At 28.5% G+C, this 24,319-nt stretch carries 17 protein-coding genes; 12 read left to right on the top strand and 5 right to left on the bottom strand.

The window, feature by feature from the left end; all coding sequences use genetic code 4:
- Positions 1 to 138 precede the first annotated feature (138 nt).
- Positions 139 to 1,449: a putative cysteine peptidase gene (locus EXC42_RS06215; RefSeq protein ID WP_012498330.1), complete on the top strand. Its 1,311-nt coding sequence runs from the start codon at positions 139 to 141 to the stop codon at positions 1,447 to 1,449.
- Entirely contained in the window at positions 1,450 to 2,103 is a 654-nt protein-coding gene (locus EXC42_RS06210; RefSeq protein WP_012498329.1) for a hypothetical protein, read from the top strand.
- Between the two features lie 3 nt (positions 2,104 to 2,106).
- On the opposite strand, the gene EXC42_RS06205 is transcribed toward EXC42_RS06210, so the two are convergent.
- The 5 genes from EXC42_RS06205 to EXC42_RS06195 form a co-directional block, all read right to left on the bottom strand.
- The gene (locus tag EXC42_RS06205; RefSeq protein ID WP_012498328.1) at positions 2,107 to 3,825 is read right to left on the bottom strand and encodes an ABC-2 transporter permease; all 1,719 of its coding nucleotides are present in this window, start codon (positions 3,823 to 3,825) and stop codon (positions 2,107 to 2,109) included.
- Positions 3,826 to 4,137: 312 nt separating this feature from the next.
- A complete protein-coding gene (locus tag EXC42_RS03295) occupies positions 4,138 to 4,950 on the bottom strand; it encodes a hypothetical protein (protein ID WP_012498327.1) in 813 nt (270 codons plus the stop codon).
- Between the two features lie 414 nt (positions 4,951 to 5,364).
- Positions 5,365 to 5,718, bottom strand: coding sequence for a hypothetical protein (locus EXC42_RS02070; RefSeq protein WP_041914100.1), 354 nt, complete (start codon positions 5,716 to 5,718; stop codon positions 5,365 to 5,367).
- Between the two features lie 344 nt (positions 5,719 to 6,062).
- Positions 6,063 to 7,412, bottom strand: a complete 1,350-nt coding sequence (locus EXC42_RS06200; RefSeq protein ID WP_012498325.1) for a hypothetical protein — start codon at positions 7,410 to 7,412, stop codon at positions 6,063 to 6,065.
- Between the two features lie 229 nt (positions 7,413 to 7,641).
- The gene (locus tag EXC42_RS06195; protein ID WP_129648906.1) at positions 7,642 to 10,860 is read right to left on the bottom strand and encodes a DEAD/DEAH box helicase; all 3,219 of its coding nucleotides are present in this window, start codon (positions 10,858 to 10,860) and stop codon (positions 7,642 to 7,644) included.
- A gap of 275 nt (positions 10,861 to 11,135) precedes the next feature.
- On the opposite strand from EXC42_RS06195, the gene EXC42_RS02055 reads away from it, so the two are divergent.
- Genes EXC42_RS02055 through EXC42_RS06160 form a run of 10 tightly spaced genes read left to right on the top strand, consistent with a single transcriptional unit; the run spans position 11,136 to position 23,766 of the window.
- Positions 11,136 to 11,885, top strand: a complete 750-nt coding sequence (locus EXC42_RS02055; RefSeq protein ID WP_012498324.1) for an ATP-binding cassette domain-containing protein — start codon at positions 11,136 to 11,138, stop codon at positions 11,883 to 11,885.
- Positions 11,878 to 13,587 (top strand): MFS transporter, encoded by a 1,710-nt coding sequence (locus EXC42_RS06190; RefSeq protein WP_165169451.1) that lies wholly within the window; start codon positions 11,878 to 11,880, stop codon positions 13,585 to 13,587. Before EXC42_RS02055 ends, EXC42_RS06190 begins: the two co-directional genes overlap by 8 nt.
- A complete protein-coding gene (locus EXC42_RS06185) occupies positions 13,587 to 17,120 on the top strand; it encodes a hypothetical protein (RefSeq protein ID WP_129648900.1) in 3,534 nt (1,177 codons plus the stop codon). Before EXC42_RS06190 ends, EXC42_RS06185 begins: the two co-directional genes overlap by 1 nt.
- Entirely contained in the window at positions 17,113 to 19,509 is a 2,397-nt protein-coding gene (locus tag EXC42_RS06180; protein ID WP_012498318.1) for a hypothetical protein, read from the top strand. The genes EXC42_RS06185 and EXC42_RS06180 overlap by 8 nt, the downstream gene beginning before the upstream one ends.
- Positions 19,509 to 20,546 (top strand): hypothetical protein, encoded by a 1,038-nt coding sequence (locus tag EXC42_RS06175; RefSeq protein ID WP_012498317.1) that lies wholly within the window; start codon positions 19,509 to 19,511, stop codon positions 20,544 to 20,546. The genes EXC42_RS06180 and EXC42_RS06175 overlap by 1 nt, the downstream gene beginning before the upstream one ends.
- Positions 20,521 to 21,114, top strand: a complete 594-nt coding sequence (locus tag EXC42_RS02030; protein WP_012498316.1) for a hypothetical protein — start codon at positions 20,521 to 20,523, stop codon at positions 21,112 to 21,114. Before EXC42_RS06175 ends, EXC42_RS02030 begins: the two co-directional genes overlap by 26 nt.
- Positions 21,114 to 21,521: a hypothetical protein gene (locus EXC42_RS06170; protein ID WP_012498315.1), complete on the top strand. Its 408-nt coding sequence runs from the start codon at positions 21,114 to 21,116 to the stop codon at positions 21,519 to 21,521. The genes EXC42_RS02030 and EXC42_RS06170 overlap by 1 nt, the downstream gene beginning before the upstream one ends.
- A gap of 4 nt (positions 21,522 to 21,525) precedes the next feature.
- Entirely contained in the window at positions 21,526 to 22,155 is a 630-nt protein-coding gene (locus EXC42_RS06165) for a hypothetical protein (RefSeq protein WP_012498314.1), read from the top strand.
- Entirely contained in the window at positions 22,130 to 22,723 is a 594-nt protein-coding gene (locus EXC42_RS02020; RefSeq protein WP_129648897.1) for a hypothetical protein, read from the top strand. Before EXC42_RS06165 ends, EXC42_RS02020 begins: the two co-directional genes overlap by 26 nt.
- Positions 22,723 to 23,766: a hypothetical protein gene (locus tag EXC42_RS06160; RefSeq protein ID WP_129648894.1), complete on the top strand. Its 1,044-nt coding sequence runs from the start codon at positions 22,723 to 22,725 to the stop codon at positions 23,764 to 23,766. Before EXC42_RS02020 ends, EXC42_RS06160 begins: the two co-directional genes overlap by 1 nt.
- Positions 23,767 to 24,319 lie beyond the last annotated feature (553 nt).

Here is a 24,319-nt window from a genome sequence, read left to right as displayed (position 1 = left end):
TAGATAAAAGCTTAGAAGACCCGTAGTGGGACTAATATAAAGGTTTGGGATAAAATGATACGCAATTAGATTTTTCGTCTAAATGACAAGTACGGCTATAAAATGAAAATATAATCACTTTTAATACAGGAGAAATGAATGAAAATAAAAACTAGCATTACAATGCTATCAATACCCATTTTGTGTTCGCTTCCTATGATTTCTTGCGTTGAACATACTTTGAAAAATTCGGAAGCTATTAGCGAAAACAAATTAACAAGCGTCGCTTTACAAGATTTTAATGCAATAACTAATTCAAATTCGAATGAAGTACTCTTTAAAAGATATGTTGAGGATACTAATGGCGTCAAATACCTTGTTGTAGTTTATAAAAATGGCGGATATTCATTAATTAACAAAACTACTCAAGTTATTCAAGAAGTTTCACCTACAAGTAAAATGCTAAACAATTATAATGATGACAAATATGAATTAAAATACAAAGGATTCGGTCAATTCGATTATTATAAAAAAGAGCGTGATTGTCGAAGTTGTGGATTGAAGGACTCAGAAAAATCCCCTGGCAATGGCAAGGGAAGGCCCACTCAACCAATCGAACAGCCAAAAGACCCATGGCATCGAACTGGAAAAATGATCAACGCTCCCTATGAAGTTGAGCATTCTTGATGATTCAAATTAGCAAATGGAAAGAAAATTGGATATACTAGCGGAAGTTGAACTTCGCCTTATGACCCTAATACTAAAGATCGTCGTAGCTCCGCTACGCCAGGATATTATTCTGAAAATGGTGTTTGTGGCTACATAGGTGTTGGGACACTTTTGATGTATAACGAAATTTTTAAAAAAGCTGGGTATTTTAATGATTTTGAGTACAAAAATTATGTTGCTCAAAACAAATTAGAGTTCTATAATCGTCCATCTTTTTCTAACATTCAAAATTCATTCCCAGACTTAAATCCTCAATTCTTAAAGAATTTGTACGAAAGAACCTGATTTTCACAAGGAATTGATAGATGATGACAACTTAGTCAAATAGTAGACGCGGCATTAACTTTTAAAAAAGGATTGAATTATGAAAAAGTTGGACAATATTCTATTTTTGGTGACCCATTTTACTGAATAGAAAAAAGAAAACAGCCACTAATATTTGCCGGATATTATGGTGCTACATTTGATGCAAATGGTAAGCTAGAGGGACGCCCATCAGCTCATATTGTGACTGTTTATGGTGCTTATAACCCTACAAGATTTCTATGTAATTTAAATTGAACTAGCAATGAAGATAATCAGTTAATTTTAAATATGGACACTTATACTCATGGTATGTATTTTGGATTAATTTCTAACGACGGCCCTAGTGAGAAATTGAGGACATATTTTGAATACAAAGGAAAAAAATATACTGGCCCAGAATTTGGCAAAGTTCTATCGAATTTAGGAATGTTTTAAATGCCTTTTAATAAAAAAATTTTGAAATTTTTGTCGATTCTATTGCCAGCAACGATGCCAATTGCCTCTTTAATGGTCACTTCGTGTGTTGACAAACAAAAAGAGTATTCTAATAAGATTTTACATTCATGGTTCCATTATCGAATAAGCAAAATTCAAACTGATGCATCTGAGAATTATTTTGAGTTAAATATGCCTTTAGTTTTTTCTGCTAGTACTGCCGAGGCTTACTTATTGGCAAAAAAATATAATGCTAAATTATTTTTCAATTTTATTAATTATGCCGACTTTAAACGAGGCCCACATGTTTGTACATTAATACCGTGGAAACTTTTAAATAAACTAGGATATAAAAAGGAAAATGAGGCAAAAATTGATTTTGATTTTATGTCACGAAATATTTATTGAGTTGAAAAAGAAAATGGAGTAATTAGAATTTCTAACTTTGCATTGATAATTAGAGATGATGATCGTTCTAGAATTTATACTTTAAAATCTGAGCAAAAGTATTTTAATTTTAATAAAAACAATACAACTAATTGCAAATTAGAAGTAATATATAGTAAACGAGCTGAGGGCAATTTATACGAAGTGCCTAAGACTATTGCAACTTTTAATTTTGTTTTAAAGCTTAACTACGAAAATAAACAATAGCACTTATTTTAAGAATCTTTTGCTGTATGTAAATGATCCTAAAACTAAAAATAATGCAGTTAATGAAATGGCAAATAATATTGAATAGTAGCCATTTCATATTTTTTTAATTGACTTTATTTTAGCAATGGTGTCATGACCGTATTCAACTAGTGAATAATTAACAAGTGAGCTAGCAGCAATGTCTATGCCAATGTTACCGGGATTAGGATCTGAGAATTTTTTGATTAGTGCTTTTTCATTTTCGCTTGGTTTATTAGTTATTGATGGTAAACCTATCTTTTTTAAATTATCTTTATTTTGGTTGTAATATAAAGCACATAAATAAAGTGCTAATGAATGTTGGGCCGTTATAAGTTTGTTTAAGTAATTAGTTTCTAAAAATAAATTAGAAATTTTTTCATAAATAGCTTCATATGTTTTAATGAAGTCACCTTGATAAGTGCCAAAAGGTAGCGAAGATATTAAATTAGTAGCTTTGCTTAACAACTCTTTTCATTCTTTTGAGTTAAAAATGTCTAAATAATTAGTGATTTTATTAAGTCAATTTAAACTATGCAATAGCTTATCTCTGTTTGCAGTATCTTGGGTTTTGTCAAGCGCGTTGATAATTTGTTGCTTTTTCGATCTTAGTCTTAAATGAAAGCTTTTAGCATCAGATACTCTTTTTTGAGCGACGATGTAGTCTTTGACTTGGTTATTTAAATTAGGGGCTCGAAAGTTTATATACTTCTCAAGATCGTTTTTATTTATTTCGTCCATTTTGTAGTTTTCATTAATAGCATACTCGCGACGATAAAATAGTGAATATTGGTTACTATCTAAACGCTCTTTTAAAAACAAGTTATTTACTCATCTCACATGATCGATTAATGACATTCAACTAAAGTAACTAAATTTGTGAGTTTGTTTGGCTTCATAAGGTTTGGTTTGAAAAAACTGATCACGTTGATCATTGTAAGCGTATTGTTCTCTAATGGTTTCAATATTTTTTAGCTTATTTGAATAATCGTAATGTGCTTTGTAAAGATCTAAATCAAGCACGCCATTTTTTTGCTTAGTTGGCATTAGCATTCAATGATCAATATTCTTTCTAGCAATCATTGAACCAAAATTACCTTCGGTAAAATCAGAACGAAATGCCAAAGGAGTCGATCCAAATGCAACGAGTGATGCAATAAGAGGTAAAAATGGAAGAAATACAAAAATTCTAGAGCTAACTATTGTAGCTAGAAATAATGAAAATGCACACATTAAAAAGCAAAGCAAAATACTTGATAAAAACATGCCGATTGCCACATATAAAATCAAAATTTTATTAACACTAATAGTTGCAAATAGAAAAATTAAGCTAAGAAGGTTAAGCGCTGCGGCAATAATCAAAGTGGGAATCAAAATACTAAAATAAGTGCTAAAAAATAATGCTTTTTTTGAAGTTGGCTTGGATATTAATAAATAATTAATGCCATTTCGTTTATCTTCGTAGAAACTAAGATTAGTGAAATAAATTGAAGTCGTTATTATTGCAAGAGATATACTAATGGCTATTACTATTGCTAAAACATCAAGGCTGCTAACACTTTTTTTATCATCAATTAAAGAGTTAACGCCACTAGTAATTGCCAAAAATATTGCAAAGATTATTAAAAGAACCGCTCCAATGATGTATGTTCCTTTGGTATTGCGAATAGTCCGCATTTTTAGTTTAAAATGATTTTTCATTGTTCTTTACCATTTGCCTATATAAATTATAAGTTACATACATGTTTGATTTAGTCGCTTTATGTGATTTAAGAAAAATAGTTACTACTTAGAGATTAATTCGTTTAATCCTAGCTATAAAATCAAAAACTAAAATATTTTCGTATTTTTTAAAGTTATTAATAATAAAAAATATAAAGAGAAATTTTTATTGAAAATCTAAACTATAGAAACATATTAAAATACATCTAAAGATAAAAAATAGAAGTATCCAGAAAACATAGGAACTTCTATTAAAAACAATTGATTATTTCGAAATTTTTTGTTTTTATACTAAGCTTTAGCTTTATTTTTTAAAGATTCTAACTTATTAACTAATTCTTTGAAATAATTTTTGAAGCTTTTAAGATAGAACTCATCGCCTATACTTTTTAAAACTTCTTGAGCTTTATTTAATGCTTCTTCAATTTCTGGTAAGAATTTTTTGTTATTTTCTTTATTATCATCTTTTATTTTTTCTTCAAGGCCTTTATATTTTGCCTCAAATTCTTTTTTAAGTGCATTAAATCTGATTAACTTTTCTTCAGGTCCTTCAGCTTTATTCCTTAAAGTTTCTAGTTTATTAACTAATTCTTTGAAGTAATTTTTGAAGCTTTTAAGATAGAACTCATCGCCTATACTTTTTAAAACTTCTTGAGCTTTATTTAATGCTTCTTCAATTTCTGGTAAGAATTTTTTGTTATTTTCTTTATTATCATCTTTTATTTTTTCTTCAAGGCCTTTATATTTTGCCTCAAATTCTTTTTTAAGTGCATTAAGTTTGATTAGTTTTTCTTCTTGTTTTTTAGGATCTTCAGGTTTTTTTGGTTCCTCAGGTTTTTTTGGTTCCTCAGGTTTTTTTGGTTCCTCAGGTTTCTTGGGTTCCTCAGGTTTTTTTGGTTCCTCAGGTTTCTTGGGTTCCTCAGGTTTTTTAGGCTCTTCTGGTTTCTTTGGTTCCTCAGGTTTTTTAGGCTCTTCAGGTTTTTTAGGCTCTTCTGGTTTCTTTTTGGTGTCATCGCAAGCTGCCGCTACTACTGAAGTTGCGAATAAAGAAATTGTTCCGACACTAGCTAATAACAAACTAAGTGCTTTTTTAGACTTTTTCATTATTTAGGTGAATTCCTTTTCTAATTAATTAGTTTTACGAATAAATATTTATTTTTTAAGTTACCTTTTAAAGTAACAAGTTGATTTTACAAAAAAAAAAAAAAACGCTAAATTTGGCAAAAAGACAATAGGAAGTGCAATAAAAATGGTTCATATGCGGATATTTTATTGAATTTATATTGTTTTAAGCCTTCTCAATGAAAATTGTCATTAATTAAAGCAAAATGTTAAGAACATAAATGAAAAGTAATTCTCACTCTTAAAATGAAAGTATTTATCAGTACTTATTATTAACTAACGGTAAGCTAAATTATTAAAAATACTAGCCTTTCATAAATTGAATCAACAATCTAAGTGCTAGTAATTTAAATTTTTAGTGTTAAATAGAAACCTTTATCGGCTTAAGTTTTTTACTTAATTGTTAGTTACGTACTTTTCAATCAAAGTTAAACGAAGGTGTGACATCATTTCTCTAGTAAAGGCAATTTTGTTTATTTCTGAAATTCCTTCATCAAGAAAGCAAATATCATCAAGATATTCGACTTTCTTTTTTGGATTAGAAATTTTATTAAGTGATTTTTCAATTTTTTTCATGCTTAGAAAAAATTTAAAGTTATTATTTTTAATTTTAATTTGATTTTTTAAAAACATGTTTATGGCGAGGTATGAATTTTTGCTAATGAAATTGATATCTTCTTCTTTTTCATAAAAATAATCTATGTTAAATTTATTGTATTCTAAGCAATATTTTTTTAGTCTTTTATACATTGTTATTATTGATACGTACCCATAGACTCTTAAGATAACGAGAAAAATCATGCATAAAAAAATAATGTAAAAATAGTCTTTAAGTAATTTTGACAAAGTGATTAAACCCAAGATAATAGCTAAGGTTCAAGATATTTGAAAAATAATAAGATGTTTTAACGCTTTTAGTCTATTAAAAGCAGTTAGTTTAGGAATTTTTAAATTATTAATATAAAAATCTCACGAATAAATAAGTTTATTTCTGAAGAAGAAACTATGTATTAATGGTACTAATATTGAAATAACAAATGTTGGTATCATCCATGCTAGATTTATTAAAACTTCATTTGTATTCATGGTATGCTTTATCCTAAGTTGTCTTCTTTTATCTTATTTCTTAGTGTTCTAATATAATATTCATTAATTCTTGGATTATAAACTTTCATTAATCTCATTCATTTTAATTCGATATTGCTCTTTGACAACAATTCATTAAGGGTATATATTTTATTAGTTATTCTATTTTTAAAGATCAAATTTTTTCCACCGGTTCCGCCTTCATTGTAATGACCATTTTGTTTTGTTTCGTCAAGTACAACTCAATCCACTTTATTTAAATCTTGGTATTTTTTTCCTATTGATTTAATGCGTCCCTCTGTGCTTATTATTTCTTTATACATTTGGTTGCATCTTTCTAAAGCTTGAATTGCCTTATTTAGATTATTCATAATAGACAATACTTCAGTTGCGACAGAAAGTTTAGTAGCCAATGCTTCTATAGCGGGATTTTTTAGCGCACTTCCAATTGTTTCAATTGTTTTCCCTATTGCAACACCTTCAAAGAATCCTAGGTTACTAAAAATATTAGAAAGTTCAGAAAGATTTAAGTCTTTAACATCTTTTCCGCCCAAATTTCTTATTGTTTCGTATATTTTATTTAATTTTTTAACATTGTCATTTATCGTTTTTCCTATTGAATTGCTTAAATTATCTAAAATTGCAGTTATGCCACTAACTATTAAAGCGGGCACTGCTAGTGGCTGAAAAAACAAACTACCTATTCATAGACCGGCTGCTATTGTTCCCATTCCTACTGCAGCTCAATATAAGCGCTTCTCCAAATTGAGAGCGTCATTAATTTCCTTTTGTAAAGGAGATATTTCGTTTTTTAGTACATTTCACAATTCCAAAACTTTTTTCAATTCATATTCAATAAACTTAGAATTAATTTCATTTTCAACAATGTTAACATTTCCAGCTTCGGTTTTAAACTGTTTGAAATATTTTTTATCGCTTTGTTTAGCTTGCTTTAAGCCATTTTTTATTTTGTTTTTGGTTTCGTTAAATGCTTTTCTATTTAGTTTATAAACTTTTCTTATATTTTCTTCATTTAAAATATCTTTTATGTTAGGAAACTTTGAAGGAAACTTTTCAATTATTTTTCTTTCTAAAGAATCTAGAAATAGTCATAGCTTTCATTGGTATCTTTTTATATCGTCTCTATTTAATTTTCTTCATCTTTGATCACTTAGATTAAGATAAAAAGTTAATTCTTTTTGGCTTTCTAATTCTTCACTTATCATCTTAGCGATGATAATATCTTCTTCATTTATATTATTTATTTCATCAACTAATCTTTGCTCTGTGACACTTGAAATATTAAATGCTGAAGCAAATTGTGCCACTGCTCTTATCGCTGTTAAACTTAATTTCATTTAGTATTCATTCTCCATATTTATTATTAAAAACTTAAAAAACGATTATTTTGCTTAAAAGTGCAAATTAAAATACATAATAATTATATTTGATAAGTTGCAACCTTGTTTTTTATTTTATTGATACTATGATTTCTACTTCATGAAGTTAATTAATAAAACTCATTAGTTATATTTAAACAAAAGTAAATAAAAACCATAGTTGGGTCTATGGCTTGGATTGAGATTATTATTTGCTTAAAAGCGTATTAATGAACCGAAAAATCGTTGGCTTATTTTCGTTAAATTTGAAATTTGAGATGCGGTAAATTGGATAGCCTTTTACTGAAAGGAAGTCGGTTTTAATACGTTTATCAATAAAGTCATTAACATCAGTGCCATCAGCCGAAGAGTCAATAGATAGCCCTACAACAAACTCGTTATTATTATCTAAAATGGCCATATCAATGTTATAAGAACCAACACAATAATTTAGGGTAATTGAAATTGGTTTGATAAAACTTTGCTCTTTTAGTCAATTAGTAATTTCAAAAATAAATTGAGATTTGTCTAAGGCGATGTTGGTGTTTTGATTTAAGGTGTAGGCTTTTTGTTTGTCAGAAGTTAGTTGAATGTAGTTTAGTCAACGTTTAAAAGTATGCAAGTTTTCGTTTTTTGGATCAATATCAGTAGCTTTGATACTCTTGATAATAATCATTTTGTCCTTGGCACGAGTAATAGCAACGTTTAAAGCGTTTCTACCCTTTTTGGATCCAATGTAAGTCGCGTGCAATGAGGTTTTAGCAGTATATCCAATGGAAGCAATTACTAACTCAGCTTCGTCACCTTGGATATTTTCGATATTACGCAAAATAACTTTATCTTCCAATGTTGCAAAGATTTTAGGCGATTTTAGTGCAATTTGTTCACGAATGTAGTCTTGTTGTTTGCGGTTGAATGCTAGCAAAATAATAGAGTTGTATTTGCTAAGATTTTTTTCACAAACTTTAATCAATTTATCACATTCAATTTCGTTACGATTTTCGAATCATTCGCCATTGACATCAATAACTTCAATACTTGTACGATCACGTTTGTTGTAGCTATCAAGTCCTTTTAAAGCTGATTCATAAAATTCTTTACTTGAAAATAAGATTAACTCGCTTGAATTAGAGCGATAATTCATTTCTAGCAAGTATTTTGGTAGGTGGTTGTGAATAGCTCAATCTAGAAGCGAAGTAATATCTTCTTCAGCGAAATCATCGTCACCTTCATCACGAACATTAAATCAATTTGATGGTTGCATTTGTTGACTATCACCAGCAATAATGACTTTATCAGCGATTGAAATAAAAGGAATAGCTTTTTCAATGTAGATTTGTGAAGCTTCGTCAAAAATAACATAGTCAAAGTGATCTTTTTGAAAGTCAATAAAGTTTCCAAGAATTTCTGGCGTGCCGACGTAGATGTTATAAACGGTTTTAATGATGTCATTAAATAGTGAAGTAATAATATAAGGCGGAGTGATTTTTCTTTCAAGACGTCCAAAAAATTGGTTTAACTTTTGGCGTTTGGTTTCACCTTCAAGGCGATATTCATCTAAACGTTTTTTAGCCAAAAATGCCGCATTTTCATAAATATCATCTAGCATGTCAGGGGTAGTGTTGTCTAGTTTTTTAAAGTCAAGGAACTTACTGTAGTCTTTTTCTTGACGATCAAATTGAATGAAAGAATTTAGCCGAATAAAGTTTGACATTTGTACTAAATCTTTAATGTCGTAAACATCTAAATTAGCTTGATAAAAAGCAATCGTTTTTTTAGCTAAATGATAGATTTTTCTAAATTTGAGTGGAATTGGCATAAATATTGAGGCGTTTTTTGGTAAATAGCCCAATTTAATTGCCAATTTTCTTTGCGAAAGTTTTTTATAGTTTTCAAAAATTGTTAGAAATTCATTTTTAGATTGAAAGCCGTTGTAGAGTGAATAGAACTTAATAAAATGAGGAATGTTTTGTTCTAGTCTACTACGATTTTTCATATTGTGATATGCCATTAAATCTCGACCAAAAATATCACCAATTTCCGATTTAGCATTTAAGTATTTAAATTCGTTTTTAGTAAAGAAACTTGAATTGTATTCATGAAGATTGTGTAGTTTATTGACGTTGTTTATTTCTTTAAAATATTCAATTATTGGCTTATAGAAATATTCTTTTTCGCTTTGGTTAACTTTGGCAGTTTCTGAGAACTGAAACATCATATTTTGGTATTTATGAAGTCTTCTTAGTACCACATCCAAAGCGACTTTCTTTTGCGATATGAATAAGGCTTTTTTATTTTCTTTAGCAATATTCATTAAGATATTGGCAATGGTTTGTGATTTTCCCGTCCCTGGAGGGCCAATGATAATAGCTGAATTATTTAAGGTTCCAAAAATCGCTCTTTCTTGACTAAAATCAGATGGAGTTACCCGGGCGATGCTACTTTTTTCTAGAACTTTTTCATGTGCTTCTTTAGTGTAATCGCGAAGGTCGTCAATTTCAATTAATTTATCAATTTTGTCACTTTCAATTAGGCTGATCATTGCCTCTCTTAGTTTCGTGCCGCCAGGATTGGCTTCAACTAAAACGGTTCCGCCTTTAATTTCAATCATGCCAGTGTTTTCAAATGAAGCTTTAGTTTCTTCAGAAAATGCTTCAAAAAAGATGTTTTCATCATATTCTGCAGTGTATTTATCATCCAAGGTTTTAATACTATTTAAAGCACTGGCGATGGTAATATCTTCACCATCAACTAAAATTGGTAGCCTAAATTCGCTATGTTGTTCTTGCAAGTATTTAATTTTTTCGTTAATGATAATGTTTTGATCGGTATTCTCTAAGTAAACGGAGTTGTTATTGAAAGTTAATTTAACTGATTTTAAAATAAAAGGTGCGTATAAATAAACATCATCCTTGCGATATTTAATGAAATAGGTTCCAATATATAAAGGCCAAATATTGGTTTCAGCATAAATTTCTTCTACTCTTTTAGCATTGGTTTTTCAAGTTTTGATGAAATTATCATTTGTTTCAATGATTTTTCTTTTGTAATTAATTAATCATTTTTCAGGATCGGCTGCTAAATTTTCTTGCATTCTAGGAGTAATAGAAAAATCGTAAATTTTAGCTCATTGGTTAAAAGCTTCAATAGTTTTAACATTTTTAAGTTCAGTTAATGACTTGCCTTCAAAAGAATTTTTTAACATGATTTTAAATTCAGAATTATTAAAAATTTCTTTGAGGTTCTTAATGCCTACTAGTCTTTTTAAATCACAGCTTAGGTTTGATGTTTTAAAAAAAGTAGCATTGTCTCCACGGCTTTTAATATCAAGTAAGTTATTAAGCAGTTTTAGGTGTTTTGATGAATGAATGCGTTTTAGATCAACTTTTTTAATGTTATTTGTGTCGTTTACAAAAATTTGTTTCATAACACTACTCTCCTCGATTTTAAAATCTTATAAATATTTAGTTAATCTATATTGTACTTTGTTTTAACTAAGGCAGACAAAAAATGCAACTGAGAATTTTAAAATAGTTTTACCAACGTAGCTAAATTTTTAATTTATTGCTTTATACAAGCACAAATTCCAAAATTAATAATTAAAACTAAGAACTTTTTAGAAGAATTTATCTACTTTATCATGAATAAGCAGGAATTATTTTGATGTTAAATGCTATGTAAGTTTAATGGTATAATTAAAATATGAAAATTGAGGAATATATTAAAGAAAATGATGACCAAAATATCATTTTTGAAGTTCGCAATATTTTTAAGTCCATAAAGAATAAAATTTTGCTAGACAATATTACATTCAAGTTGACTAAAAAATCTTTTCATGTAATTCTTGGGCATAATGGTGCCGGCAAATCCACATTGTTTAATATATGCACTGGTAATGATAAAAATTATAGTGGTGACATATATTTCCAAAACGAAGACATTAATCTGGTTAAAATAAGAAAAAGTTTTTTATCTTTTAGTACCAATCTTTCATTTCCGATTTGATGAAACGTACTAGAGTATCTAAAAAACTTTTCTTATTTTTTTAACAACAAAATTTTGCCGACAAGAAAAATAATTGATAAGTTAGTAGAATATGGACTAGAGGACAAAATTAAATCTAATCCCAATCATCTTTCGTCTGGAGAAAAGAAAAAGCTACCAATAATTTTGGTTGAATTGCTCAAGCCAGACCTTGTTTTTTTAGATGAACCTGACTCAAATTTAGACATTGATGCTCGAAAATTTATTTATCAAAAGCTCAAAAATATTGCAAATGAGGGTAGTTCTATTTTTATTTCTAGTCATTACAATAACGAAATTAAGGACTACGCTGATCATGTAACTTTTATTAAAAAAGGAAGAATTGTTAGTTCAAGTCATATTAGTGATTTTACAAATAATAATGTGACTATGGAATTACTAAATAAGGAAAGTAATAAAGATGAGTAGTATGAAAAGCTTGTATAAGAATCATACCGTTTATTTTTTCAAAAACAAAACTCTGATATCACTAGTAGCTATTTTATTTTTCAGTTCATTTGCAGCTTCACCATTCTTTTTTATTCAGCCACTATTGTATAACTTCAATTGAATCGCTTATTTTATTGTGTATGCCATAGTAATTTTGCTTGCTTTAATCTTAAACCACTTCTTTTTAATATCAACTAAGAAAAACCAATATGATCAAATACTAAATTCGCTTCACTCTAATAGTAGAAAAATTTTTATTTCAAAGTATTTGTTTTTACTTAGTGTTTTTGGTGTACTAAGTTTTCTAATCGCCATTATTCTAGCGTCATTTATGTTTACTGTTTTTACAAACAATTTTTATAACCTACTTTATTTTTTAGGAATTTTCATTAGTAACTTTGTAGTTTTTAATGCCTTCTTTTGAATCTTTTCTTTGTTTAGTAGTTTTTCAAAAAACCTGCTTTATAAAAACATCGTTAATGTTTCACTGGGTATTTTAGTGACCATTCCCGCTATTTTAGTTAGAAGTCTTTTAGCTAAAGATGCTAGCGATGAATCACTTTCGCAAATTACAAAAATTACTGAGGTTTCTAAAGAAAACAAAATTAATAATTATTATGTAAGTAAAAATGCGTATGAAAGCGCAAATGATAGTTCTAAACTTCGCTTTGATTTAATTAATACTCTTTATTTTGCTCCTATTATGATTTTTAATAAAATCTTAGCCAAAAACTACGATGTTTCCAAATTTGACAGCGATCGATTTTCAACATATTCAATCAAAAATGTTATTGAAAAGAAAAAGTGAAATGCCACTAGTCAATATTTTGCTTACGATTTAAATACTAAGCCACTTGTTTCGTATAACAATGGTGAACTACTAGCCTTACTTAAGCGAGAAATATATGATAAAAGCGACATCACTCAAGAGCTAATCGAAAAGGTAAGAAACACTATTAATAAACTAGAATGAAATAAAGCTGTTCTTCCAGAACAAGAAAGTAATTTGATTGAATTATTATCAGGAAAAAATAATATAATTATCCGATATATAAAACGAGACTGAAAATATATATTGGCTAATAATAGCCAATTGCAAAACTTGATAATTAATACTTTTGGTTTAGCATTTTGAAACCTCTTAAATGATTTTTACAACGTATATTCTTTTAATACTTACTTAAATGTAGATATAAAAGGCGCAAACTTCTATTTTGAAAAAATCATTAGCACTAATAGTGAATACGATTTGGCAAGCAAAATTGACGATATTGACAAAGAATATTTAAAAAATCATTTTGTGCAATTTTCTGGCGATAAAGTATTCTTTAATAATTACAAGTCATCGCGGTTCTCGATTAATTTAACTGATTTTCAAAAAGTGTTCAAATCAATAAGCAGCCAAAAAGAATGGGCAAACTTTATTGATGAAAATGCTTTTTCCTTGCAAAAAATAAATGACATTCTTGACAATATTTATTCATTTAATAACGAATTGCACAACATAGAAAAGATTAGACTTTTGTCCAATTCTTCTATTACCAAATATTACAAAGATGTTCTTATTCCGACACTGATTTCAGACTCAAGCCTCAACTTTATTTACACTTTTCTAGTTTTATTGATGATTACGATTTCAATACCATTTACCACATTTAAAGCAATTAAAGGTGAAATATAATGAAAAAAAATTATAAGGCCGTCAGCATTTTGTTAGGTTCATTGCTACCGATTACTATCGTCCCTAGCGTACTTATTTTGGCAATTTCGGGTCAAAAGACCACACTTACTAAAGGTTTTTATTTTAAAGACCAACATTTTGCTGACTACTCGGCATTTGAAAGTCATATTCGAAGCGAAATTAAAGAAACCGTTCAATATGATGAAAAAACCATTTATTATGCCAACAATATTAACAAACAATTTGACTCAGAGTTAAGTTTAAACAAGTTTCTATACAATAGCATTAGAAGCCACGATGTTAGTTTACTAAGAGATAGCAGATTTTACGAAAGTAGCTCTAATTTACCGCTAACAAATCAACAACTAAACGAGCTTGACTTTAATGGCTTAGATGCTAATGTGAGGGCTTACTTAGGACGAGATAATGTTGCCTACGAAACTGAAGAAGAAGCGAAACTTTCATACTTAAATAGTGCTAAATTTTATAAATTTAATAATAAATTCTACAAAAGTAAAGAAAGCATTATTAATGAGCTTATTTTAAACTACAACAGCATTAAAAGCCGCTATACTCTTGAAAGTGAACAACTAGCAGAACTAAAGCGAATATACAACCTTGAAGAAACGGATTTTATGAGATTCAGTGCCCCTAATGGAGCGGTTTCAAATGCCAATTTTAATGAAAATGGCAAACTCAATCTCGAGCTACTTAAAAAATTCATTAACAACAATGTGAAGAGATACATTAGATGAGAAGGTCAAATTTATGAAGTTGAAGATTTCATTCATAACCATTTTGATAAATTAAAATGGAGAAATTCTTCAATTATTAGAGTTAAATCAACTAAAGGAAACAAGAAATATTTAGTTGACGTTGATAAAAATGAAAACGCTAATTTTTATGGTGATTACATTTTAACTTCGCCTAGTGATGACATTCGCGACTTTCGCAACCATAGCAAATGATCAAAACGCACAAGAAACGAAAATATCATTGACTACCGTGAATCTATTTACAAAGAAATTGTTAATAAATTTGTATCAAACCTCATGATGGCGGTTAACAATTATTTGTTAGATAAAAAAATTAAAGAAAATGAAAATAGCAAAACCGAATTATTAAATAAATTTCACAATAATTTCTCAATCTTTAACTTTTTACCTTTATCAGAAGATGCCGAAATTTTAAAGAATCATTTAAAAACTTTCCACATTCAAGATGCTAAACATTCAAATCTTTGAGAGAAATTTGAAGACATTCTTAAACTTATGAAAAATGGGAAAAGAGGAACATTTTTCAATCAGCTAAATATTATCTATTTTTCTGGGCTAGCATATTTTGCTAAGCACAGCGCCTCTAATACGCTTGTTTCATTATTTAAAAAATATTTTAAAGATTTAATTAGCAAAATGAATGGCTATTTAAGTGAAACTTTGGGTGATTTATACACTAATAAAGATGGCAAAAAACTTGATCTACTAGAAGCTTATAATTTAGATGATTATTCTTTAGATTTAGATGTTAATAATGACTTTTTCATTAGCCCCCTAACAAATAATGACAATATTATTAACGCAATAAGCACCATTAACTCAGCTTCTCTAAACGCCATGAACACTTCTTCATTGCTACCTTTTAATGATTCTACTTTACTAAAAAAGGATAGTTCTAAACAAGTTTATGAAAAATTAGAAAAACTATATGACAAGTATTCATTAAGATCCAAAAAAGAATCTAATTACATTTTCAATAATAACAAAGGTGAATACGAAGTCAACAAAAGTGTTGATGACAAACATCTAGCTTCTAATGCTTTGCAACATTATAACTATCAATCTGCACAAGCTCTTAATAACTATTTAAGAGAAGGATTTTTAAATAGTTTAGCCAATGTTGATTATTCAAAATACGTTAAAAACACCACAATTATGAAAAACTATGAATTTGGCTTTAACTATTATAAAAAAGTAGCCATTGCATATCATAAAGAACATGGTGCTTCTAATGAAACGATAAAGAAACTAGAAAGATTAAGTTATAAAAAAGGCAACGACATAAAGTCACTGCAAGATTCAATAAAAAGTATCAAAAAAGAAAACTTAAACAAATATATTAATTCAAAAACAATGACGGGCCATAAACTTGAGCTAAATAAATTGGTATATGAAGAGCAAAAAGCTGATGTCGTAAGCAAAATCAATTCGGCCGTCAAAGTAGCGGGTGGACTTGTGCAGGCCGCTGGATCAATTAGTCAGTTGTATTTCTCAATTCAAGCCGCTGGGCCAAATCAAACATTAAATGTTGTCAAGTCTGTCCAAGGCTTAGTTGGCTCAGTTTTAGGCGTGTTTTCAAGTCTACCTGGCGTTGCTGTAGCTGCGGCTGCTATTGATATAGTATTTACCATTATTACGCAGCTAATTGGTGAAAAAACTCAATATGATTATGTTTATAGCCAAACGGGTAATGCCAAGTCACAATATATATGAGATGGTGGCGTCACAACTTCACGACTTTGAGGTTTTTGACAAAGCGAAGATTCCACGATTGCCAATGCTAAGTTACTAGAACCAGTACAATTCATGCCCGAATTTAGCACCGATTTTTACTACTACAACGGCAAGATATATCAAGATCACCAAACCGGCGTCTTAGAAAAAGACTTAATTTATGATGTTCTAACTAGTGACGATCAGGCATTTCTAAAAGCAAATGATTTAGAGTATCTTTATTCATTTGAAAAAACCTCAAAAGGCAATAGCAATCGTTACTTTGCCACTATGGGCGAATTAGAAAATACACTCCTCGCCAATAACGCCCAAAAATTTATTGAATGATATAAATCATCTTCTGGCACTGTCAATATATTGGGCAAAAGTAAGTATGTTGCTAATATTAAGGATTTATTTGAAAAATTAAAATCAGCAATTTCTCACGAGCTAAGAGCGACATTGCTAATGCAGCTGCCCAAACTAAACAATGAAAAAATTCCTTTAGATCAAATAAAAGACCAAACTAACTATGAGAAGTTTTCATTGCAAAAGTTAATGACTCTGATTAACAACATTAATAAAGACAACAAACTATTAGAATCAAAAGACTTACTACTCTTTGATGGTAACCTAAAAACTAAAGATAAAAAATCATACTTGTATGACATAAACAATATAAAAAAATTGGCCGCCATATTTACTAGCAAATTCCAAGTGACTTCAAAGCTGGTTTCTAAAAGAATGCTTAGTCTTAATAATAAATATGATGAGCTAAGTGAAATCGTAAAAACCAAAGTCTATAGCATTCTAAATAACCAAAACGAAAGAGTTTACTTTGCCTCATACGAAGCGGCTACTAAGCATTTAATGCAACTTCAATACCTAGCGATTGAGCGAAAAGTAATTAAAGAAAACGAAGTTCATAAATTCGTTTACCAAGATAAAGAATTTTCAACCATTGAAGAAGTAATTGAATATTGTAAAAAATTCATTAAATCAATTAGTGAATATGTAGAAAATAAAGGAGTAAAAGATGAATAAAAAAATTCTACTAAGTGCTTTAATGCCATTAGCGTTCGTTCCAGCGGCGTTGTTATCAACTTCAAGTCCGATTAGCAAAAAACTAGCAGGACCAGAAAGCAATAAAAATTTAGCATCACAAAATCAAAGTACTCGCCAAAATTCTAAGCTAAAGTATGCTATTACAATTGACAATAAGGAAATGACTTTTGATTCTAAAGAAGACATTTACAAATATTTACTTAATAAAGTACAAGTTAATGGCTATATCGGCAAAAAAGAATATAAAAATTACGATGGTCAAATTGATATGGACCCTAATAAGCTAAATCTAGTTGATTATTCTAAAATGAAAAAAGCCTATAGAGATATTCATGGCAATTATAGTGATGATTTGGATAGCGTTATTCGTTCGTATTTACCAGAGTTTGCAATTGTTAAAAGATATTACGATCACCGTAATCAACCTTACAAAGAAATGGAAGATGCCAAAAATAGCATTATTAAAAATTCTACTGATGATATAGTAGATAACTTATTTTATAAACTAAATTACAGTTCTAATGGACAAATTATTGAAAAGCATTACAATCCTTACAATGAATACGATATTAAAGAGCTAATGCAAGATATTCATGACCGCAAGGTTTTATCAAATTCAACCAAAACTATTGAAGCTTTAAAACTAGAAGCTGATGATGGTAGTGAAAGATTTTTGACATACAAAGGATTCACTGACAATTTCTTTTCTACTTTATTCACCAACGCAATAAAAGAATTTACTGACCAAGCAGTAAAAAATCGCTATAAAGTCACTTTAAAGCTACCAAGAATGGATAACATGAATTATCCTGATTATGGCAAAGCTTATTTTAATAGTTTTTCATCAGAAGGTTATAACGAGTGACAATATGCAAATAGCGATAGAACCGAGATTTACAAATATGTTGATGAAGATTGAATCAAAACCCATTTTAAAGCTTTAGAGCTATTAAAAAATGGTCAATTAGCTAAAGAATTTGTTGACAAAAACTTTAATCGTTATTACTCAGAAAAATTGTGAAAAAAAGTAAAAAATCCTCGGTACAATCTCAAAGGGCCTAGAGGAAGTTCGTTTAAATATACTACCGTAAGTTATTGAAATCATTACGCCGACTTGAAAGGTAAATTTTTGGATTTTAAATCTCTTAATTTAGTAGCCAAAAACAATGAAAAAAATACTGAATATATTACTGTTTTAAATCATGATAGATGAACTTACAACAACTTTGGATTAGAAGTTAATGTTGAACTAGACAAGGATAACTTTGAAACCAAAATGAATAATTTAAAAAATGAATTCAAGGAAGAAAGCGACCGGTTTGCCAAATTCGAAAAATTATTAACAAATATAATTAAAAAATTAGTGGGTATAAGAACGGACGAAATTCATTTCCCATGAAAACGAAAAAAATATTTTTTTGACTATGAAAATAAACATGATTTGTTAAAAATGTTGTGAAATGTATATGAAGAAAACCTAAATAACTTTATTCATTCGGCAGCACAAGATGAAAATAAAATTTACGCAGGATTAAGATTTGATGAATCTAAGACATATTATCGAAGAAAAAAAGAAGACCCACTTTCATCATGAGAAAGTTTAGATTTGATAAAAGTTTTTAGTTGCCTGGAAATAAAAATAGAAAAAGAAAAAGTTTTTTATCGTGGCACCATTCAACCAATTTTTTATAAAAATAAAGCCCACGAATTTGTCAATTTAACAAACAAAAAAATAAGTTCTAATGAATATTTAGATTTTATTAATCCAAATGAAATTCAACAAATGGAAAACAATAGCGAATTTATTAAAAGTCAAAAAGAATTTGCAATACAAAGAAAAATCAATTACATTGACAATTATTCAAATTACTTTGATATAAAAAATTTAACAAAATTCAAATATAAAAATTTTATTCAATATAAAGAATCACTAAATGGAAGCTATCAACTCAATAACTCATACTCTCCACTAAAAACTTTTAAAGACGACACTGAAGTTAATGAATATCTAAAAAGAATCAAAGAAGACGGGATTTTACCAGAGACAAGATATACCATTGTTGGTTTAGAGAGCACCTTAGATTCGCACGGCATTAAAATGTTGCTTGAAGAGCTTGAATTTAACGATCCAAGCACAATTACTAATAACTATCGAATGATCTTGCAAAAATTAATTTTGCCTTCAAAAGAAAAAATCTTTTATTTAGATAATGGTCAAAAATACTTGCTTGATCTAAAATACTTCAATTTGTGAAATATAAAAATCAATAATGAAGAGTATCACTTTGAAAGCTCTCCTGCTATTACTCAATTTATTAAAAAATATGTTGATTTACATGCTAAACCAATTGCTAAAGGAGTTAAATAATGAAAAAATCACTTTTACTAATACCAATATTGTCAGCATTGACACCTTTGCCATTGTTGGTTGCCGCAAAGTGCACGCCTGAAGAAACACAAGAGCAAAAAGATGAAAAACTTGCTAAAAAATATGAAAAAGAATATATTGACAAACAAAAATATGTCTTTGATGATTTTGAACAGTTTAAGATGAAACCCGAGCATTTTAAACTAGAAAAAGACAATAAATTTTGACCAAATGCATGGGTTGATTACCCTAATAGAAATATCAAAAAATATTCTTTAACACATGAATTTGATAAGGACTTTGACAAATGATTTAAAGATTTTCAATGAAAATTCAAAATCTTTAAAAAAGTTATGAACAAATACGCTTATAACGAAGTAATTAAATATCAAAATCCCAATAATGGTATGGAACCCGTTAACTTATACTATGTAAAAGAAGTTATTTTTGATTTTTCACAAGGAATGAATCCGCAAAATTATTCACTATCTTTTTATTCATCTGGCGACTATAAGAGAGTATTTGGATTATTCAATATACCGAATTTAAACTTAAACCTTTCATCGGCTTTTCTTGATTTTTCATATTTAACTAGTGTCAATTTTGATTTTAATTACTATTCGAAAATAAATATAACATCAACTTATGGTCATTTTATTCGTAAAGAAGCTTTTGCACGAATTAGAGAAATGTTTTGAATACCCAAACCTGATTATAAAAACGAGCATTTTGCTACTCATGCCGCTGGAAAAAGTGATTTTGAAGGGGTTGATCGAATTCCAAGATTACAATTTGAATCATACAGAGGTCTCGCTGGAACAAGAACTAATAACCTCCTGCTAAATTTGCGTTACAAAGATTCGTTTGATGATGGGCCAAAAAACATTAACGTTGATTATTTAAAGCAATATGGTAACTATAGTACCCTAAAATTCAAAAGCTACCGTGTAAAAATCATTGAATACGATCCAAAGAAACCTTTAGACGCCGAACCTTCTAAAGTAGATAACTTTGTTTTATCAGAACACGGCCTATAACGAAAATAAAAATCAAAAAGAATTTGCAATGAAAAGAAAAATCAATTACATTGGCAATTATTCAACCTACTTTAATATAGAAAATTTAGAAAAATTAAAATACAAGAATTTCATTCAATATAAAGAATCACTAAATGGAAGCTATCAACTTAATAGCTCGTATTCGCCACTAAAAACTTTTAAAGACGACACTGAAGTTAATGAATATCTAAAAAGAATCAAAGAAGACGGCATTTTGCCAGAAACAAGATACACCATTGTTGGTTTAGAGAGTACTTTAGACTCGCATGGCATTAAAATGTTGCTTGAAGAGCTTGAATTTAACGATCCAAGCACAATCACTAATAACTATCGAATGATCTTACAAAAATTAATCCTACCTTCAAAAGAAAAAATCTTCTATTTAGATAATGGCAAAAAATACTTGCTTGATTTGAAATACTTTAATTTGTGAAATATCAAAATTAATAATGAAGAGTATCACTTTGAAAGCTCTCCTGCTATTACTCAATTTATTAAAAAATATGTTGATTTACATGCTAAACCAATTGCTAAAGGAGTTAAATAATGAAAAAATCACTTTTACTAATATCAATATTGTCAGCATTGACATCTTTACCTTCATTGGTTGCGGTAAAATGTAAACCCGAAGAAACCCAAGAGCAAAAAGATGAAAAACTTGCTAAAAAATATGAAAAAGAATATATTGACAAACAAAAATATGTCTTTGATGACTTTGAGCAGTTCAAAATGAAACCCGAGCATTTTAGATTTCATAAAGACCCTGATAAATTTTGAAAAAAAACTTGATTTGATTATCCTAATAGAAATATCAAAGAATATTCTTTAACACAAGAATTTAATAATGACTTTGACAAATGATTTAAAGATTTTCAATGAAAATTCCAAATTTTTAAAAGAGTTATGAATAAATACGCTTATAACGAAGTAATTAAATATCAAAACCCCCAATAATGGTATGGACCCCGTTAACTTATACTATGTAAAAGAAGTTATTTTTGACTTTTCGCAAGGAATTAATGCACAAAATTATTCATTATCTTTTTATTCGTCGGATGACTATAAAAGAGTATTTGGGTTACTTAATATACCTAATTTAAATTTGAATCTTTCTTCATCTTTTATTCGTTTTTCATACTTAACTAAAATGAATTTTAATACGACCTACTATTCTAAAATTAATATAACATCAAGCTATTTTCATGTGCATGATGATGAAATATGAAGAATTAGAGAAATTTTTTCTATACCAAAACCTTATTATAAAAACGAGCATTTTGCTACTCATACCGCTGGAAAAAGTGATTTTGAAGGTAAAGATCCAACCCCGAGAATCATACTTGAATCATATAGAGGGCTTGCTAAAATGGAAGTTAAAAACGAATTTCTAAAATTACGCTATTTAAAGTCTCCTGACTATGGCTGGTCACATCATATCGACACTGATTATTTAAAACGATACGGCAATTATAGTACTTTGAAATTTAGAAGCTATCGCATAAAAATTACTGAGTATGATTCAGAGTTGCCTTTGGACGCCGAACCTTCTAAAGTAGATGAATTTGTTTTATCAGAACATGGTCTATAACGAAAGTAAAAGTCAAAAAGAATTTGCTTTACAAAGAAAAATCAATTACATTGACAATTATTCAAATTACTTTGATATAAAAAATTTAACAAAATTTAAATATAAGAATTTTATTCAATACAAAGAATCGTTAAATGGAAGCTATCAACTCAATAACTCATACTCTCCACTAAAAACTTTTAAAGACGATACAGAAGTTAATGAGTATCTAAAAAGAATTAAAGAAGACGGCATTTTACCAGAAACAAGATACACCATTGTTGGTTTAGAGAGCACCTTAGATTCACATGGCATTAAAATGCTACTTGAAGAACTTGAATTTAATGATCCAAGTACAATCACCAATAACTATCGAATGATCTTACAAAAACTAATTCTACCTTCAAAAGAAAAAATCTTTTATCTAGATAATGGTAAAAAATACTTGCTTGATCTAAAATACTTCAATTTGTGAAATATCAAAATCAATAATGAAGAGTATCACTTTGAAAGCTCTCCTGCTATTACTCAATTTATTAAAAAATATGTTGATTTACATGCTAAACCAATTGCTAAAGGAGTTAAATAATGAAAAAATCACTTTTACTAATACCAATATTGTCGGCATTGACGACCCTACCATTGTTGATTGCCGCAAAGTGCAAGCCCGAAGAAACACAAGAGCAAAAAGATGAAAAGCTTGCTAAAAAATATGAAAAAGAATATATTGACAAACAAAAATATGTTTTTGACGATTTTGAGCAATTTAAAATGAAACTTGAACATTTTTTATTGGAAAAAGATGAAAATATTAGAAATTCTTGAAAAGAAAGTTGGATTGATTACCCTAATAGAAATATAAAGAAATATTCCTTAACAAAGGAATTTTATAAAGATTTTGATAAATGAATTAGCGATTTTAATTGAAAATTTAAAATTTTCAAAAGAGTTATGAATAAATACGCTTATAACGAAGTAATTAAATATCAAAACCCCAATAATGGTATGGACCCCGTTAACTTATACTATGTAAAAGAAGTTATTTTTGATTTCTCGCAAGGCATGAACCCGCAAAATTATTGACTAACTTTTTACTCTGACGACGACCTTATGAGAGTGTTTGGGTTGTTCAAGATACCAAATCTAAATCTAAACATTTCATCATCTTTCTCTGGTTTTGAATATTTAGCCGAAACAAGTTTTAATGCAACTTATTACTCAAAAATAAATATAACATCAACTTATAATTATGTAAGCGAACAAGAATTAAAAAGGATTAAAGAAATATTATCTATACCTAAACCTTACTATAAAAACGAGCATTTTGCTACTCATACCGCTGGAAAAAGTGATTTTGAAGGAAAAGACACAATCCCAAGAGTGCAATTTGAATCATATAGAGGCCTTGCCAAACAAGGAGCCAAAAACCTTTTCCTAAATTTGCGTTATCGAGATTCATTTGATTATGGTCAAAAGAATATTGATAGTGATTATTTGAAGCAATATGGCAACTATAGCACCTTAAAATTTAGGAGTTATCGCATCAAAATCATTGAATACGATTCAAAGAAACCTTTAGACGCCGAACCTTCTAAAGTAGATGAATTTGTTTTATCGCAATATGGTTTATAAAAACAATAAATAAATGCCATAACAGTTGTTAAAATTACTCAAACTACTTTAAAATTTTCAAAGTTGATATTTGTCAAAAAAATGCCTGATATCATTTGTCGGCTTATAAGATATATAAACTATTTTGCCACTAGCAAAAATAGTCGCTTTTAGTAACTACGCTTTTTAGTGCGCATTTAATTATTTCAATTGATTATCTTATTACAATATTTTGATGAATAAATTTACTTTTATATCAACCTTTTAATATCGTTTATATTACTTGCAAAAAACACTTTCATTTACAAGATATTATTTGAATTGTGTTTTATTAATTAATTTGCATTTCATTATTTTACTTCGTTTTGACTATGTTAATTTGAAAATGCGATTAAAAATTTCAAAATAAAGTAATTAAGTAGTTAAATTACTATTTTTTGCCTTTATTAAAGCGAACTTTTAAAATAAAAGGGTAAAATAAAGCAGTCCTTATCAAAAATTTATCTATTTTAAGTAAATAATAATTTCCAAATAAGGACCAAATACTATACAAATTTAAAGGCATAATTAAGGT

It is taken from the genome of Metamycoplasma arthritidis, assembly GCF_900660715.1.
GTDB classification, from domain to species: Bacteria; Bacillota_I; Bacilli_A; order Mycoplasmatales; family Metamycoplasmataceae; genus Metamycoplasma; species Metamycoplasma arthritidis.
The sequence above is the reverse complement of the archived record's forward strand: the minus strand, read 5'-3'. Positions and strand labels throughout refer to the sequence as shown.